Origin of the sequence: Gilliamella sp. B3367 (assembly GCF_026536825.1) — a bacterium.
Classification (GTDB): domain Bacteria; phylum Pseudomonadota; class Gammaproteobacteria; order Enterobacterales; family Orbaceae; genus Gilliamella; species Gilliamella apicola_E.
Window position 1 is genome coordinate 137,462 of sequence record NZ_JAFNNJ010000003.1, and the last position, 16,222, is coordinate 153,683.

Here is a 16,222-nt window from a genome sequence, read left to right on the forward strand (position 1 = left end):
CTAGGCACCATTATTTTTTTATAAATTGCAAATCCCAAACACCATGCCCTAGATTTTGCCCACGTTTTTCAAACTTGGTAATAGGTCTGTCATCAGGTCTCGGGATATAGTCATTTGTTGTAGATAAATTTTTAAACCCATCAGCTTGACTTAATACTTCAAGCATATGCTCAGCATAATGTTGCCAGTCAGTAGCTAAATGTAATACACCATTAACTTTTAATTTTTCATGAATTAATTTAACAAATTCAGGTTGAATAATTCTGCGTTTATTGTGCCTTGCTTTATGCCAAGGGTCAGGGAAGAAAATTTGAACTTTATCTAATGATTCATTAGGTATCATATTTTCTAATACTTCAACTGCATCATGACACATTACTTTTAAATTGGTTAATTTATTTTCTTCGATTGCCATTAAGCAAGCGCCTACGCCAGGTCGATGGACTTCAATACCTATAAAATTTTTGTCTGGTGAGGATTTTGCCATCTCAATCAATGATGCACCCATACCGAAACCGATTTCTAGAACCAGCGGTTTGTCATTTTCGAAAGTGATTTGTGAGTGTGCATTATATTCAATGCCATATATAGGCCATAAATGAGTTAAAGCCTGTTGCTGCCCTTTAGTTAAGCGGCCTTGTCTCAATACAAAACTACGTATTGTTCGTTTAGATTCTGTCTCTTGATTATTCGTTTTTAATTGTTCACTCATTGTGTGTCTGCTGTTAGTATTAAATGATTTATCAAGGTAATTATTCACCTTTGTGGTACAGTATTTTAACCGATTTTTAATCTACTTCAAAAAAACATCATATTAACTTATATTTCTATATATTATTGTGATAGATATAAAATATTTGTAATAATTTTTTATAATGTAGTTGAGGATGATCTGTAAATGATTATATAATTATCACTCCGATTTAACCGATTACGTTTTATGTAATCATGATTACATGCTTGAGGATTTCTCGTGCCTGATATGAAGCTTTTTGCTGGTAACGCCACACCCGAACTAGCAAAACGTATAGCTAATCGTCTTTATACTTCTCTTGGTGATATTATTGTTAGCCGTTTTAGTGATGGTGAAGTCAATGTCCAAATTAATGAAAATGTCCGTGGTGAAGATGTTTTTATTATCCAATCAACTTGTGCGCCTACAAATGACAATTTAATGGAATTATTAGTAATGATTGATGCGATGCGTCGAGCATCTGCCGGTCGTATTACTGCTGTTATTCCTTATTTTGGTTATGCAAGACAAGATCGTCGAGTGCGTTCAGCCCGTGTACCTATTACAGCTAAAGTTGTTGCAGACTTTTTATCAACTGTTGGTGTAGATAGGGTTTTAACGGTTGATCTTCATGCTGAACAAATTCAAGGCTTTTTTGATGTACCTGTTGATAACGTATTTGGTAGCCCTGTAATTTTAGAAGATATGTTACAACGTGATTTTGAACGCCCAATCGTGGTATCACCAGATATTGGTGGTGTTGTTCGTGCACGTGCAATTGCAAAACTTTTAAATGATACTGACATGGCCATTATTGATAAACGTCGTCAACGTGCAAATGAAGCAGAAGTGATGAATATTATTGGTGATGTAGCCGACAGAGATTGTATTTTAGTTGATGATATGATTGATACTGCCGGAACACTTTGTAAAGCGGCTGATGCATTGAAAGCTCGTGGTGCAAAACGTGTTTTCGCTTATGCAACTCACCCTATTTTCTCAGGAAAAGCGGTAAGTAACATTAAAGATTCTGCCATTGATGAAATTGTAGTTTGTGACACAATTCCATTAACAGCAGAAGTGAAAGCATTGAAAAATGTACGCCAACTTACATTATCAGGTATGCTTGCTGAAGCAATTCGACGTATTAGTAACGAAGAATCAATTTCAGCAATGTTCCATCAATAATCTTTTTTTCTGAATTAGATAAATGCCCCTTCTAGGGGCTTTTTTGCTAATAATAATTGACGACAGACTATTATGACAACAATTAAACTTATTGTAGGTTTAGCTAATCCAGGTAACGAATATGCTGCAACTCGCCATAATGCAGGTGCTTGGTATGTAGATCTTCTTGCTGAACGTTATAACCAACCGCTAAAAATTGATCCTAAATTTTTTGGATATAGCTCACGGATTAATATTCATGGTCATGATGTCCGTTTGTTAGTACCAACTACCTTTATGAATTTAAGTGGTAAAGCTGTTCAAGCAATGGCTTCTTTTTATCAAATTCAGCCTGATGAGATATTAGTTGCTCATGATGAGTTAGATCTTAATCCAGGTATTGCTAAATTAAAATTTGGTGGTAGTCATGGCGGTCATAATGGATTGAAAGATATTGCAAATAAACTTGGCAATAATTTGAATTTTTATCGGTTAAGAATTGGTATTGGACACCCTGGTGATAAGAATAAAGTAGTTGGTTATGTATTAAATAAACCATCTAAACCAGAACAAGATTTAATTGATAAAGCAATCGATGAATCAGTATATTGCACAGATATCTTACTGAAAGATGGAGTAGAAAGTGCAATGAATCGTTTGCATTCATTCAAAGCTTAAATTTGCTAAGATTAATATTTTCTGTATTCAACTAAATTAAAAAAAATCCACCTGATTAACAGGTGGATGACAAATCACGTATTCATTCCAGACTAAGAAAATAAGTGAGTAACGTTACCACCTTTTTCAGCAATTTTCTTCATAACTTCTTTAATCAACCATGTATTCATTGCTGCTGTATCGTCTGTACTACCGGTATAATTAAGTTCAGTTGCTAATTTTTTACGTGCATCTAAACTGTTATCAATACCTAATAATTTCAATAAATCAACAATTGATGTCTTCCAGTTAAGTTTTTCAGGAAATTTTTTAGCTAAATTATCTAAAATTGACATCACATCGATTTCAGAAATCGGATTTTTATTTTCTGATGTATTTTGTTGATTTTGGTCTGTATTACTATCTGTGTTGTTACTTGATGTGTTGCCTTTAACGGTGTCAGTGATTTTATCAACTTGCTCTTTCACTGCATCTTTTGCATGACCTACAGCGGCTTGTGCGCTTGGAAATATTTTAGAAAAAATATTATTTAAGATACCCATTTTACACCCCTTATGTTTAAACTGCTTATTGAAAAACTGCTTAACGATATAGATGTAGAAAATATCCCCTAAAGTATAGCTGTTAAATATAAATTGTGTCAAAGCAACAATGAATCAATAGCATTTTTTGTAATAATGCTATTAGGGTTTTAGAAATATATTTTTATTCAATAGCTCATATTTTCAAATTAATTAAAGCTATCGACAATCAAAAAACTTATTATACCAATTTGAGAAAGTATTGTGATATACATCACAAATTCAATAAATAATTCAATACAGCGACTAAAAATAATAGTAGTATTTGGTTCACCAATTATTGGTTATATTTTATTTGAATAAATAATTGGATAGACAGTAAAATTTCTTTCTTTAATATGATGTTTTTTAAGCAGTGCTTATTCGGCTATCTTTTTGGTGTTGCTTTAAATAAAAAATATCGATAATAAATATTTAAAATCATGATTTAAATTAAAGACATTCTAACTATATAAGAACAATAGCGTGTATATCACGCTATTTTTATGTTCAAATTAAAAAAAGCCCAATATTATGGGCTTCTCTAGTCAAAGGCGATTAGTCTTTATTCAAAAAATGCACGTCTAATCGCATATTCAACGCCGCGAATTTCCGCTAAACCTCTTAAGCGTCCTATTGCAGAATAACCTGGATTGGTTTTCTTTTTAAGATCGTCAAGCATTTGGTGACCATGATCAGGACGAACTGGTATTAAACGTTTGATTCCCGCTTTTTTACGTCGTTCTTCTTCAGCAATAAGCACTTTAATTACGCCATACATATCAACATCACCTGCTAAGTGATCACCTTCGTGGAAAGATAATGGATTATCTTCACGAACTGTTGCGCGCAAATGAATAAAGTGAACTCTATCAGCAAATTTTTCAGCCATTGTAACTAAATCATTATCGCTACGAACTCCATAAGAACCAGTACAGAAGCAGAATCCATTATGAATGCTATCAACTGTTTCTTTTATCCACTGCATATCTTCAATAGTTGAAACAATGCGTGGTAAACCTAAAATAGGTCTAGGAGGATCATCAGGATGAACTGTCAGAACAACGCCAACTTCTTCGGCGACTGGAACGATAGCTTTCAAGAAATAAGCATAATTCTCACGTAATTTAGCTTTATCAATACCGTCATATGTTGCAAGATGTGCTCGAAATTGATCTAGTGAGTAACCTTCTTCGGCGCCTGGTAACCCAGCGATAATATTTCCAACAAGTTTATCTTTATCGGCTTGCGTCATATTTTCAAAATATTTTTTTGCTGAAATCTGATCTTCTTGTGAATAATCTTTTTCGGCATTAGGTCGCTTTAAAATATGAATATCAAATGCAGCAAAAGCAATTTGATCGAAACGTAGAGCTCTTGAACCGTCAGATAATTCATAACCTAGATCGGTGCGAGTCCAGTCTAATACTGGCATAAAATTGTAACAAACAGTATCAATACCACAAGCGGCTAAATTACGAATTGATTGTTGATAATTGGCAATATGTTGTTCAACGTTGCCAGAATGGGTTTTAATTTCTTCGTGAACAGGAATACTTTCAACAACTGACCAAGTTAGACCTTTGTCTTCAATCATTTTTTTTCGTTTTTTAATTTCGTCGATTGTCCAGATTTCACCATTGGGAATATGATGTAAAGCTGTAACAATTCCTGTTGCCCCTGATTGTCTAATATCGTCCAATGATACAGGGTCGTTAGGTCCAAACCAACGCATTGTTTGTTCCATTTAAATTCTCCTCAAAGATACTTCATTTACAAAATTATTCTAAAATGAAGATCCATAAACAATGCATATTTGTTTCTATTGGTTAACGATAGTGACCGGTATAGAGTCAAATAAATAACCATCAAAATTTGGATCTTCACTGTCAGAAACAGTCATTAATGTTTGTTTAACATTTTCTAAGTGCTGCCACATAGCATGGCGTGCAGCCATTGCATCTTTCAACTGTAATGCCTGTAGAATTTTTTCATGATCATATAACCATTTTTTTCGATAACTATGATCGGTTATTCTACTTTGTAGTTGGTCCCACATTTTACTTGATGAACGTTTTGTCCATAGATCTTCTAATAACCGCTCAAGTATTGAGTTCTTTGTGGCTCGAGCTATTGCAATATGAAACATTTCATCAGCACTATAGTCATCAAGCACATCTTGTTCTAAAATTTGACGTTCTTGTTCTAATATAGCTCTTAACTCTACAATATCAGCTTTTACAATTTGTGAGGCAGCAAAAGCAGCAATATTACTTTCAATTAATTGTCTCGCTTGTAATAATTCAAAAGGACCAAAATCCTCTTCTTCTATTTCCCTGTCTTTTTCAGACAAGAACTCGCTTGGTAAACCAATTACATAAACACCAGAGCCTTTTTTTACTTCAACTAATTTTTCAAGCTCTAACATAATTAATGCTTCTCGAACTACCGTTCTGCTAACATCAAAGGTCTCAGCAATATCTCTTTCTGGTGGTAGACGGTCACCAATTTTAAAAGTTCCACTTTTTAATAACAATTTTAACTCATTACCAATTTCTTGATAGAGTCGATTGCCTCTTGGCATAATCTTTAATCCTCAGAATACTATTAAGTTTATTGAAGATAATTATACGCTAATTATTAAACTCCTCTAAGTTAATAATAAAAGAAATCCATTACATCTTTAAATTGGTTTACCAATATTGTCGGCCATTATAAAGATTTTAGCAAACATCCCTATAAAATAAACCAAAAAATGTGACGTGAATCACAAAAATTGAAAAATAAAGATGAAAATTTTGTCAACAAATGAAAATATGTCTAACCAATAAATATTGCAGTTAGTTAATTACGGTGTATAAAATGTTGAATTTATTAGAAATACCACAATCAATCAAAAATAAACCTTTGTACAATAGGGAGAAAATGACCGCTCGTATTGTACATATAGGTTTTGGTGCATTTCACAGAGCACATCAGGCACTATTTACTGATCGTTTATTGAATAAAGGTAATAGTGATTGGGCTATCTGCGAGGTAAATATTGTTGGTGGTGAAGAGTTAATCAATGATATTAGAAAACAAGATCATCTATATACAGTGCTTGAAAAAGGCGCGACATCTAAACAAGCCTATATTATTGGAAGTGTAAAAGAATCATTATTAGCACCAACAGACGGTATTGAAACAATTTTAGAAAAAATGGCTGATCCTATTGTCGAAATTGTTTCATTAACCGTAACTGAAAAAGGTTACTGTATGTTGCCTGGTGGGACTGGTTTGGATTTGAATAATGAATTAATCAAAGCAGATTTAGCTTCTCCAAGTAAACCTATGTCAGCGCCAGGTGTTATTGTTGAAGCTTTATATAGAAGAATGCAAAGAGGATTGAAATCGTTTACGGCTTTATCATGTGACAACATGCCAGAAAATGGTTTAGTTTTGAGGAAAGCTATTTTAGATTTAGCGAATGCACGCGATCTTGAGCTGGCTAAATGGATTGAAAATAATACAACTTTCCCTTGTACGATGGTTGACCGTATTGTTCCTGCTGCAACATCTGAAACCTTAGAAGAAATTCAAGATGTATTAGGTGGAATGTATGATCCGTGTGGTATTGCTTGTGAGCCATTTATTCAATGGGTTATTGAAGATAATTTTGTGACTTCTCGACCTAATTGGAACGAAGCTGGTGCTGAATTTGTTGATAATGTAGTGCCATATGAAGAAATGAAACTTCGAATGCTAAATGGTAGCCATTCATTTTTAGCCTATTTAGGTTATTTAGCTGGTTATGAGCATATCAATGATTGTATGAATGACGAAAATTATAAAAAAGCGACTTTATCGTTAATGATGCAACAGCAAGCACCAACCTTAAATGTTCCACCGCACGTTAATTTACAACAATATGCTGAAAAACTTATTGAAAGATTTAGTAACCCATCCCTAAAACATAGAACATGGCAAATCGCTATGGATGGTACACAAAAACTACCGCAACGCATACTTGATTCTATCCGTTGGCATATTAAACATAATTCTGATTTTTCATTACTAGCTTTAGGGGTAGCTGGTTGGATGCGATATGTTGGTGGTATTGATGACCATAAACAAGTAATCGATATTCGCGATCCAATGGTTGATGAGTTGAAAAAACTTGTTGCTGAGAGTGATGATGGGGTAGAAAGAGTTAACTCGTTATTAAGTTTAGAAGCTGTTTTTGGATCAGATTTACCCGCCAATTCATTATTCAGAGAAAAAATAACAGAACATTATCTTTCTTTAATGAAAAAAGGTGCCAAACAGACTATTAAGGATTTAGCTTTATAAATTGGAAAGAAAAACAATGAAAAAATTCTTAGATGATAACTTTTTGTTACAAACTGATGCGGCACAAAAGCTTTATTTTGATTACGCTGAAGATCAACCTATATACGATTATCATTGCCATTTACCACCAAAAGATATCGCTGAAAATAAAAATTTCCGTAATTTAGCTGAAATTTGGTTAGCTGGTGATCATTACAAATGGCGAGTGTTACGGACAGCTGGAATTGATGAAAAATATATCACAGGTGATGCATCTGACTATGAAAAATATCTTACTTGGGCAAAAGTTGTTCCTTTAACGCTTGGAAACCCGATTTACCATTGGACTCATCTGGAGTTAAAAAGACCATTTGGTATAAAAAATATTCTTCTTAACGAAAAAACAGCTGATAAAATTTGGTCTGAGGCTAATGATAAATTAGCGACTGCTGAATTCTCAACCAGAGGTATTTTGACACAAATGAATGTCAAAGCAGTAGGAACAACTGATGACCCTATTGATTCACTTGAATATCACAAACAAATCGCTTTAGATGCTTCATTTAAAACTAAAGTAAGACCAAGTTGGCGACCAGACAGAGTTTTTAAAATAGAACTAACAGGCTTTGTTGATTATATTGTTGAATTAGGAAAAGTAACTGATATCGAAATTAATAGTTTTGAAAAATTACTTTGTGCGTTAACCAAACGATTAGATCATTTTGAACAACATGGTTGTGAAGCTGCAGATCATGGCATCGAAATTCTCCGTTATGCTGATATTCCTTCGGAAAAACAGCTTGATCAAATAATAGCAAAACGTCTTGCTAATCAGTCCCTTTCTGAACTGGAAATTGCACAATTTAGTACGGCAGTACTTGTTTGGTTAGGTAAGCAATATCATAAACGTAATTGGGTTATGCAATTACATTTAGGAGCTTTGCGTAATAATAATCAACGAATGTTTAAAATGCTTGGTCCTGATGCTGGGTTTGACTCGATTGGTGATAGACCCATCGCCGAACCACTTTCTTCATTATTAGGTATTTTGGACTTAACTGATGAACTGCCTAAAACTATTTTGTATTGTCTAAACCCTCGTGATAATGAGGTCTTAGCGACTATGGCTGGTAACTTTCAAGGTTCAAATATTGCAGGAAAAATTCAATTTGGTTCGGGCTGGTGGTTCAATGACCAAAAAGATGGAATGGAACGTCAGATAATGCAACTTTCTCAAATGGGATTATTAAGTCAATTTGTCGGTATGTTAACTGATTCCCGTAGTTTTTTATCATTTACAAGACATGAATATTTTAGACGAATTCTTTGTAATATGGTGGGGAATTGGATGGAAAATGGAGAAATTCCTGAAGATTTTGAATTAGTTGGCAACATGATTAGAAATATTTGTTTTAACAATGCAAATCATTATTTTTCTAAATAATACGAATTAACAATAAATAAGATGAAGGAAATAAAATGAGAACAATTCCAAAATTTCGGTGGTACATGATTTTACTTGTCTGTGCTATTACAATAATCAATTATCTTGATCGAACGGCATTAGGGGTTGCCGCGCCGACAATTTTAGAAACCACAGGTATTACTAAAGAGCAATATTCTTGGATTGTTAGCGCATTCCAGTTAGCGTATACAATAGGTCAACCTATCATGGGCTTTTTTATTGATACTATAGGTCTAAGACTTGGGTTTGCTATCTGTGCGGTAATTTGGGGATTAGCAACCATGGGTCATGCATTGACAGGTACATGGCAAGGTTTAGCTTTCATGCGCGGTGTAATGGGCTTTAGTGAAGCATCAGCTATCCCAGCAGGAATAAAAACTGCCTCTATATGGTTCCCTGCAAAAGAAAGAGGGATCGCATCAGGTGTGTTTAATATGGGGACATCTTTTGGTGCTATGTTAGCTCCCCCTCTAATCGCTTGGTGTATTTTATTCCAAGGTTGGGAATTTGCTTTCGTTGTTTCTGGTTCGTTAGCATTAATTGCTGCTCTTGCTTGGTTTATTTTTTATCGTGACCCTAAAGATTCAAAAATATTGTCTCCTGAAGAAAGAGAATATATTGAAGCAGGTCAAGAAAAATATTTAGACAATGATAAAGAAAAAGTATCTTTAAAAACGATCCTTACTCAGCGTAATTTCTGGGGTATTGGTATTGCACGTTTTCTTGCAGATCCAGCTTGGGGGACAATCAATTTTTGGGTGCCAATTTTCTTCGTTGAAACATTACACTTTAGTTTAAAAGAAATTGCTATGTTTGTTTGGCTACCGTTTTTGATGGCTGATCTAGGCTGTTTAGCAAGTGGTTTTGTTGCGAAGTTTTTTAATGACCGTGGAATATCATTAATCAATTCAAGATTGATCACCTTTACCATCGGCGCTGTGTTAATGATGACCATTGGTTTTGTTAGTATTGTTGAAAACCCATACTTAGCGGTATTTTTAATCAGCCTTGGTGGTTTTTCACATCAATTGTTATCTACTGTTGCATCAACTTTAGGCGGCGATTTATTTAAGAAAAATCAGGTTGCTACAGCAGTTGGGATGGCCGGTGCTTGTGCTTGGACAGGTCAATTAATATTTAACCTTTTCATTGGTGCATTTGTAGGCATAATTGGTTTTGGTCCTTTCTTTATTGCATTAGCTTTCTTTGATGTAATCGGTGCAATTGTGCTTTGGACATTTATTCGCGAGAACCAAGTTAATCAAAGTACCACTAATTAATCATAACTAGATAACTAACAAATAATTAATAATAACTAACATAGGTAGGATCAAAATTTTTGATTCTACCTATTTTTTTGAAATTGATTAATTATTTTAATTAGCCTTATTATTTATTTCATTTTTAATAGTTCAAATAATGTGTAAATATTATTTTTTTACACGACTTTTTTGAATAGATCAGGTAAATTATTGAGTATTGAGTTATTTATATTATAAATAGATTTGTTTTAATTTTAGCAAGAACTAAGGATGAGCCTAATTCATGCGTGATAATGAGCCAAAAATGTTGACCAGCCTTTTGTCACAAGGGGCTCTATTATCCCAAATAAAAGAAAGAACATTAGCACTGAGTCAATTAACGAAGGTTATTGATGAATTGCTTCCAGCACCGTTGAATCAGCAATATAGAGTTGCAAATTATCGTCAAGGTATTCTTATTCTTGAGGTTAGTTCAGCTAACTGGTTAACAAGAATAAAATACGAACAAAGTAATTTGATTTCAGGTATACGTCAAAAAATCTTACCTTCGTTATCCTCTATTCAATATAAGATTAATCCCACTATTGCGACAAATAACTCACAATTAGTTAATTTTTCAAATAAGAATGCTAAAATTAATAATGTGATTACGATTCAAACAGCAATATATTTAAATGCTTTGGCTGAGCAAGCACCTGAAAAACTAAAAAAACAATTGATAAAACTTGCTAACCATGCAAAATAAGCTAAACAATATTTAGAAATAATAAATGAGAAGATACAGGAGTGAAATATGGATAAAAGTATGATGACCTATATTATCATCGGCCTAATAATTGGTTTTATTGTGGGTATAATTTTCATCAATTTTGTTTCTCAAAAAGGACGTAAATATGCCAAAGTTAAACGCGAATTGGAACAAGCCCAAGAAGAATTAGCATCTCAAAAACAGATGATGGTTAAACATTTTTCTCATAGTGCTGAAATATTGGATAATATGGCCAAAGATTTTCGTCGCTTATATCAACATATTGCTGAAACCTCTGGGCAATTTGTAACTTCTGATGATATGCCTATGATTGATTTAGAAGCCGTCAATAATGATATCAGTGTCAAAAATGAATTAACACTTGAAAAGCAGCCTAAAGACTATTCAGATAATCCTTCAGGATTATTCAAAAATGATGAAGTGAAATCTTAATTAATTTTCAACATTTCTTAGTTTTATTAGGCTATTTATGTTTTAAATATCAAATTTCTTAAATAAGAGAGTTTTATGATGAGTCATTCTTTACGAAAACCAAAAAAATTATTAAGTATAATTGCATTAAGTTTAGGTTTAAGTTTAGCTACATTATCTAATGCCAATGCGGCATTCCCATTTTTACCAACGGATAATAACCAACAACAACCATCGTTGGCACCAATGTTGGAAACCGTTTTACCTTCGGTAGTAAGTATTAAAGTTGAAGGCACTGCTCAAATGCAAAATAATATGCCGGAAGAATTTAGACGATTTTTCGGCTATCCGGATAGTCAATCTAGGCCTTTCTCGGGATTAGGTTCTGGTGTCATTATTGATGCTGAAAAAGGTTATATTGTTACCAATAATCATGTAATTGATAGCGCCGATAAAATTACGGTAGTAATAAATGACGGTCATGAATATCAAGCAAAACTAATTGGTAAAGATCCACAAAGTGATATTGCTTTATTAAAAGTGGATAATGCAAAAAAATTAACCTCAATCAAACTTGCTGACTCAGATAAAACGCGAGTTGGTGATTACGTTGTTGCGATTGGTAATCCATTCGGTATCGGTCAAACTGTTACTTCAGGTATCATTTCTGCGTTAGCTCGTAGTGGGTTAAGTATGGATGGCTTTGAAAATTTCATTCAAACTGACGCGTCAATTAACCAAGGTAATTCCGGTGGTGCTTTAGTTAACTTAAATGGTGAACTAGTTGGGATAAACACTGCTATTATTGCGCCAAGTGGGGGTAATGTAGGAATTGGTTTCGCTATACCTAGTAATATGGTTAGAAGTTTGACTTCTCAACTTATTGAGTATGGTGAAGTTAAACGAGGTGTTTTAGGTATAAAAGGTAATGAATTAACATCAGATATTGCTAAAGCTTTTGACCTTGAAGTACAAAAAGGTGCTTTTGTTAGTGAAGTTATAGATGATTCTGCTGCAAAAGAAGCAGGAATTAAATCTGGTGATGTCATCATTTCTATGGACGGTAAACCGGTTGATAGTTTTGCAGAGTTACGCGCAAAAATCGCGACAACTGGAGCTGGTCGTACAGTTAAATTAGGTTTGATTCGAGATGGCAAAGAGATTTCTGTTGAGGTTAAATTGAAAAACGGTGATGCATCCAGTACCGAAGCAAAATCTTTACATCCAGCACTTGAAGGTGCAACACTTGTTAATGGTGATATAAAAGGACAAAAAGGTGTATTAATTGAGAGTATTGTTAAAAACTCTCCTGCTTCACGTTTAAGTTTACAAGAAGGTGATCTTATCACAGGGGTCAATAAGTCTAGAGTTAATAGTATTTCTGAACTACGTAAAGTGATTGATAGCAATCCTTCTGCAATCGCTTTAAATATTGTCCGAGGAGATAGCCGTCTATATCTTATCTTACGCTAAGTAATTATATAGCTAAAAATCGTCGATGCTTTGCATCGACGAAAACTTCATTTTAACCATCGGTTAGATATGATAGAATCCTATCAACTATTCTCATCTTTATAATAATAATTATGCTTAAAAAGTTTCTTTGGCCAATATTAATTGGTGGTGTGTTAGCGATAGTATTACTCATTATTTTCCCTTCTTTAAGAAATGGAACGCAATCAGATTTTTCGAGATCTATTTTTAATGAAGAACCTATGAGTTATTCTGACGCGGTTAAGATTGCTGCTCCAGCAGTAGTAAATATCTACAGTCGATCGATTAATTCTGTTCCAAAACAATCACAAGATGGCCCAATTACACCGCTAGGTTCTGGTGTAATTATGAGTGAGTATGGCTATATCATTACCAATTATCATGTTGTTGATGGAGCTGAACAAATTATTGTTGCCTTGCAAGATGGTCGAATTTTTGAAGCATTACCTGTAGGTTCCGATAAGTTGGTTGATATTGCTGTGCTTAAAATAGAGGCAACTAATATCCCGGTCATACCTATTAATTCTAAACGAGACCCAAAAATTGGTGATGTTGTTTTAGCTATTGGTAATCCATACAACATCGGTCAAACGATTACCCAAGGTATTATTAGTGCGACAGGGCGTGACGGATTAAGCCCATATCGTCGACAAAACTTTATTCAAACTGATGCATCAATTAATCATGGTAATTCAGGTGGAGCTTTAGTAAATACTAAAGGTGAGTTGGTAGGCATTAATACATTAACATTTGCTAAAAATCTCGGTAATGATGTTCCTGAAGGAATTGGTTTTGCCATCCCAACAGCATTAGCCGTTAAAATAATGGATAAATTAATTCAAGATGGGAAAGTAATTCGAGGTTATATTGGCATTGATGGGTTAGAATTCGCCCCAACGCAAAATCCTAGTGATTTACCGAAGGTATTAGGTATATTAGTTACCAATGCTGAAGGACCTTCATTACAGGCCGGCGTTGAAGCAAATGATATATTAATTATGGTTGATAATAAACCAGTAAAATCCATAGTAGAAACTATGGATCAAATTGCAGAGTTGAAACCAGGAACAATCGTCCCCATATTAGTTTTGCGAAATGGAGAAAAGATTGAACTTCAAGTAACTATCGGGCAATTACCGGTTTAGATTGGTCGATTATTACTTGATTATCTTTCATATAGGACGTATAATTCGCACCCTTATCATGTTATTTAACACTCGTATGGTGTATAGATTTTGCGATTAAGCCATTTATATAGCGATACGAACAAACTTTAGAGGTTTATTATGAAAGAAGGTATCCATCCAGAATACACTGCAATTACAGCAACTTGTTCTTGTGGTAACACAATTAAAACTCATTCAACTATTGGTCATGATATTCATCTTGACGTATGTGGTGAATGTCACCCGTTTTATACTGGTAAACAACGTGATGTTGCAACTGGCGGACGTGTTGATAAATTCAAACAACGTTTTGCAATGGTTGGCGGTAAAAAATAGTTTTACTAAACTAACGTTGTCAAAAAGGCGCTTTAAGCGCCTTTTTTGTATCTACTATTCTATTTTAATTCAATCATTCGTCGATTAAATCCGGATCGATGCCTAAATCTCTCATCATTTTTTGTGCTTGTTGTGGAATGCCATCATCACGATCTTTCTGAAGATCTTCATCACAAGGCAGTGGTTGACCAGTATAAGCGTGTAAAAAGGCTTCACATAATAATTCACTATTCGTTGCATGACGTAAGTTATTGACTTGTCGCCTTGTTCGCTCATCAGTTAATATTTTAAGTACTTTCAACGGAATTGAGACTGTAATTTTTTTTACTTGTTCACTTTTTTTACCATGTTCAGCATAAGGGCTGATATAATCGCCGTTCCATTCCATCATATTTTTCACCAAATCACATCACAAATAATGTGGGTAATTTTAGCGTTTTTTTTATTTAGCTGCAATCTATACACCAAGATAGTTAGACGTCTAGACATGTTGACGTCTTTTTTTATTGTGCTATTCTTATACAATTATTAGATATATAAAATGCTTGGTAGGAAGGTTGTTATGGCTAGTGATTCTAAAAATCTAAGACAAGGTACTAATTTTAGCCAAGGCACGATAGCTGTTCGTGGTGGAATTAATACAGATGATCAATTTGGTAGCGTAGTTCCTGTTATTACGCCTTCAACATGTTATCGTTATGAAGAGTTTGCAACACCGAGGAAGTTTGATTATGGTCGCAAATCCAATCCAAGTAGACGATTAGTCGAAGAAACCGTTGCTAAATTAGAAGATGGGGCGGATGCTATTTTAACTAATTGCGGTATGTCAGCAATACATCTAATTAGCGTTGCCTTACTTAGTCCAAATGATGTTGTTGTTGCGCCTCATGACTGTTATGGTGGTAGTTATCGATTATTTAATAGCTTGAGTCAAAAAGGCTATTTTAAAACAAAATTTGTTGACCAATCTGATTCTGTTGCTTTGAAAGAAGCACTTAGCTTAAAACCTAAATTAGTCTTAATTGAATCACCAAGTAACCCTTTGTTACGAGTTGTCGATATAGAAGCGATCACTCGACAAGCTCATGAGGTTGGTGCTTTGGTTTTAGTCGATAACACTTTTATGACACCAATTTTACAAAAACCATTGGAGCTTGGTGCTGATATTGTTAGCCATTCTTGTACTAAGTTTTTAAATGGCCATTCAGATTTACTCGCTGGAATATTGGTGTTTAAAGATCAACAATTAGCAACGGATGTACTATGGTGGGCCAATAATATCGGAACATCTACTTCGTCATTTGATAGTTATTTGTTATTGCGTGGTTTAAGAACGCTAGCAGCAAGAGTTAAATTACAGCAAGAAAATGCGCAAAAAGTGGTAGAATTTTTAGCAAATCACCCTAAAATTGCAAAAGTTTTTCACCCATCATTACCTTCAAATCTTGGACATGATATTGCGAAAAGACAACAAAAAGGTTTTGGTTCACTGCTAAGTTTTGAATTAGCCGGTGATGCTAATGTTATGCCGAAATTTTTAAATGCACTCAATATATTTACATTAGCCCAATCACTTGGTGGTGTGGAAAGTTTAATCTGTCATCCTGCAACTATGACTCATTCAGGAATTAGTGCTGAAGCACGTAAAACCGCAGGTATATCCGATCAATTATTACGTATTTCGGTTGGTCTTGAAGATATCAGTGATCTTCTTAATGATTTAGAACAAGCACTAGCTCAAATCTAAATTTTATCTGCTGATCAATAGGATTGAGAAATAATTGATTTTATCAATCCTATTTTCCTTTACTTTCATAATAATGCACTATTTTACTTTTTGACTAACTAAAGTGGTTAAATTAGTGTTTAT

16 protein-coding genes are annotated in these 16,222 nt (G+C 34.0%); 11 read left to right on the forward strand and 5 right to left on the reverse strand.

What is annotated here, in order from left to right; all coding sequences use genetic code 11:
- Positions 1-10: 10 nt before the first annotated feature.
- The gene (gene trmB, locus J3U23_RS06530) at positions 11-712 is read right to left on the reverse strand and encodes a tRNA (guanosine(46)-N7)-methyltransferase TrmB (protein WP_220225683.1); all 702 of its coding nucleotides are present in this window, start codon (positions 710-712) and stop codon (positions 11-13) included.
- Between the two features lie 261 nt (positions 713-973).
- Here trmB and J3U23_RS06535 point away from each other — a divergent pair, with 261 nt between their 5' ends.
- Complete coding sequence (locus J3U23_RS06535) at positions 974-1,921, forward strand: ribose-phosphate pyrophosphokinase (protein ID WP_086319756.1); 948 nt, start codon at positions 974-976, stop codon at positions 1,919-1,921.
- Positions 1,922-1,993: 72 nt separating this feature from the next.
- Entirely contained in the window at positions 1,994-2,578 is a 585-nt protein-coding gene (pth, locus tag J3U23_RS06540) for an aminoacyl-tRNA hydrolase (RefSeq protein ID WP_065563637.1), read from the forward strand.
- Positions 2,579-2,670: 92 nt separating this feature from the next.
- On the opposite strand, the gene J3U23_RS06545 is transcribed toward pth, so the two are convergent.
- The 3 genes from J3U23_RS06545 to J3U23_RS06555 all read right to left on the reverse strand — a co-directional run bounded on the left by J3U23_RS06545 (position 2,671) and on the right by J3U23_RS06555 (position 5,722).
- On the reverse strand, positions 2,671-3,120 hold the full coding sequence (locus J3U23_RS06545) for a DUF3597 domain-containing protein (RefSeq protein ID WP_267330444.1): 450 nt from the start codon (positions 3,118-3,120) through the stop codon (positions 2,671-2,673).
- A 583-nt stretch (positions 3,121-3,703) separates the two neighbouring features.
- On the reverse strand, positions 3,704-4,885 hold the full coding sequence (gene uxuA / locus J3U23_RS06550; protein WP_065734695.1) for a mannonate dehydratase: 1,182 nt from the start codon (positions 4,883-4,885) through the stop codon (positions 3,704-3,706).
- Positions 4,886-4,960: 75 nt separating this feature from the next.
- Positions 4,961-5,722, reverse strand: a complete 762-nt coding sequence (locus J3U23_RS06555; RefSeq protein WP_267337070.1) for a GntR family transcriptional regulator — start codon at positions 5,720-5,722, stop codon at positions 4,961-4,963.
- 278 nt (positions 5,723-6,000) lie between these two features.
- Between J3U23_RS06555 and J3U23_RS06560 the strand changes: the two genes are divergently transcribed.
- The 8 genes from J3U23_RS06560 to rpmE all read left to right on the forward strand — a co-directional run bounded on the left by J3U23_RS06560 (position 6,001) and on the right by rpmE (position 14,352).
- Entirely contained in the window at positions 6,001-7,470 is a 1,470-nt protein-coding gene (locus J3U23_RS06560) for a mannitol dehydrogenase family protein (RefSeq protein WP_267338833.1), read from the forward strand.
- Positions 7,471-7,486: 16 nt separating this feature from the next.
- Positions 7,487-8,893: a glucuronate isomerase gene (uxaC, locus tag J3U23_RS06565; RefSeq protein WP_065734692.1), complete on the forward strand. Its 1,407-nt coding sequence runs from the start codon at positions 7,487-7,489 to the stop codon at positions 8,891-8,893.
- A 35-nt stretch (positions 8,894-8,928) separates the two neighbouring features.
- Positions 8,929-10,194, forward strand: a complete 1,266-nt coding sequence (locus J3U23_RS06570; RefSeq protein ID WP_065563631.1) for an MFS transporter — start codon at positions 8,929-8,931, stop codon at positions 10,192-10,194.
- Positions 10,195-10,459: 265 nt separating this feature from the next.
- Positions 10,460-10,921, forward strand: coding sequence for a DUF721 domain-containing protein (locus J3U23_RS06575; protein WP_065734691.1), 462 nt, complete (start codon positions 10,460-10,462; stop codon positions 10,919-10,921).
- 48 nt (positions 10,922-10,969) lie between these two features.
- Positions 10,970-11,377: a YhcB family protein gene (locus J3U23_RS06580; RefSeq protein WP_065563629.1), complete on the forward strand. Its 408-nt coding sequence runs from the start codon at positions 10,970-10,972 to the stop codon at positions 11,375-11,377.
- 78 nt (positions 11,378-11,455) lie between these two features.
- Entirely contained in the window at positions 11,456-12,829 is a 1,374-nt protein-coding gene (locus tag J3U23_RS06585) for a Do family serine endopeptidase (protein ID WP_065563750.1), read from the forward strand.
- 113 nt (positions 12,830-12,942) lie between these two features.
- Positions 12,943-13,995, forward strand: coding sequence for an outer membrane-stress sensor serine endopeptidase DegS (gene degS / locus J3U23_RS06590; RefSeq protein ID WP_065563628.1), 1,053 nt, complete (start codon positions 12,943-12,945; stop codon positions 13,993-13,995).
- A gap of 141 nt (positions 13,996-14,136) precedes the next feature.
- Positions 14,137-14,352 carry a 50S ribosomal protein L31 gene (gene rpmE / locus J3U23_RS06595; protein ID WP_065563627.1) on the forward strand — a complete coding sequence of 72 codons (216 nt, stop codon included), beginning with the start codon at positions 14,137-14,139 and terminating at the stop codon, positions 14,350-14,352.
- A gap of 73 nt (positions 14,353-14,425) precedes the next feature.
- Here the strand turns inward: rpmE and metJ are convergent, their stop codons facing one another.
- Positions 14,426-14,743, reverse strand: coding sequence for a met regulon transcriptional regulator MetJ (gene metJ / locus J3U23_RS06600; protein ID WP_065563626.1), 318 nt, complete (start codon positions 14,741-14,743; stop codon positions 14,426-14,428).
- 171 nt (positions 14,744-14,914) lie between these two features.
- On the opposite strand from metJ, the gene metB reads away from it, so the two are divergent.
- A complete protein-coding gene (gene metB / locus J3U23_RS06605; RefSeq protein WP_267338834.1) occupies positions 14,915-16,099 on the forward strand; it encodes a cystathionine gamma-synthase in 1,185 nt (394 codons plus the stop codon).
- The last annotated feature ends 123 nt before the right edge of the window (positions 16,100-16,222 follow it).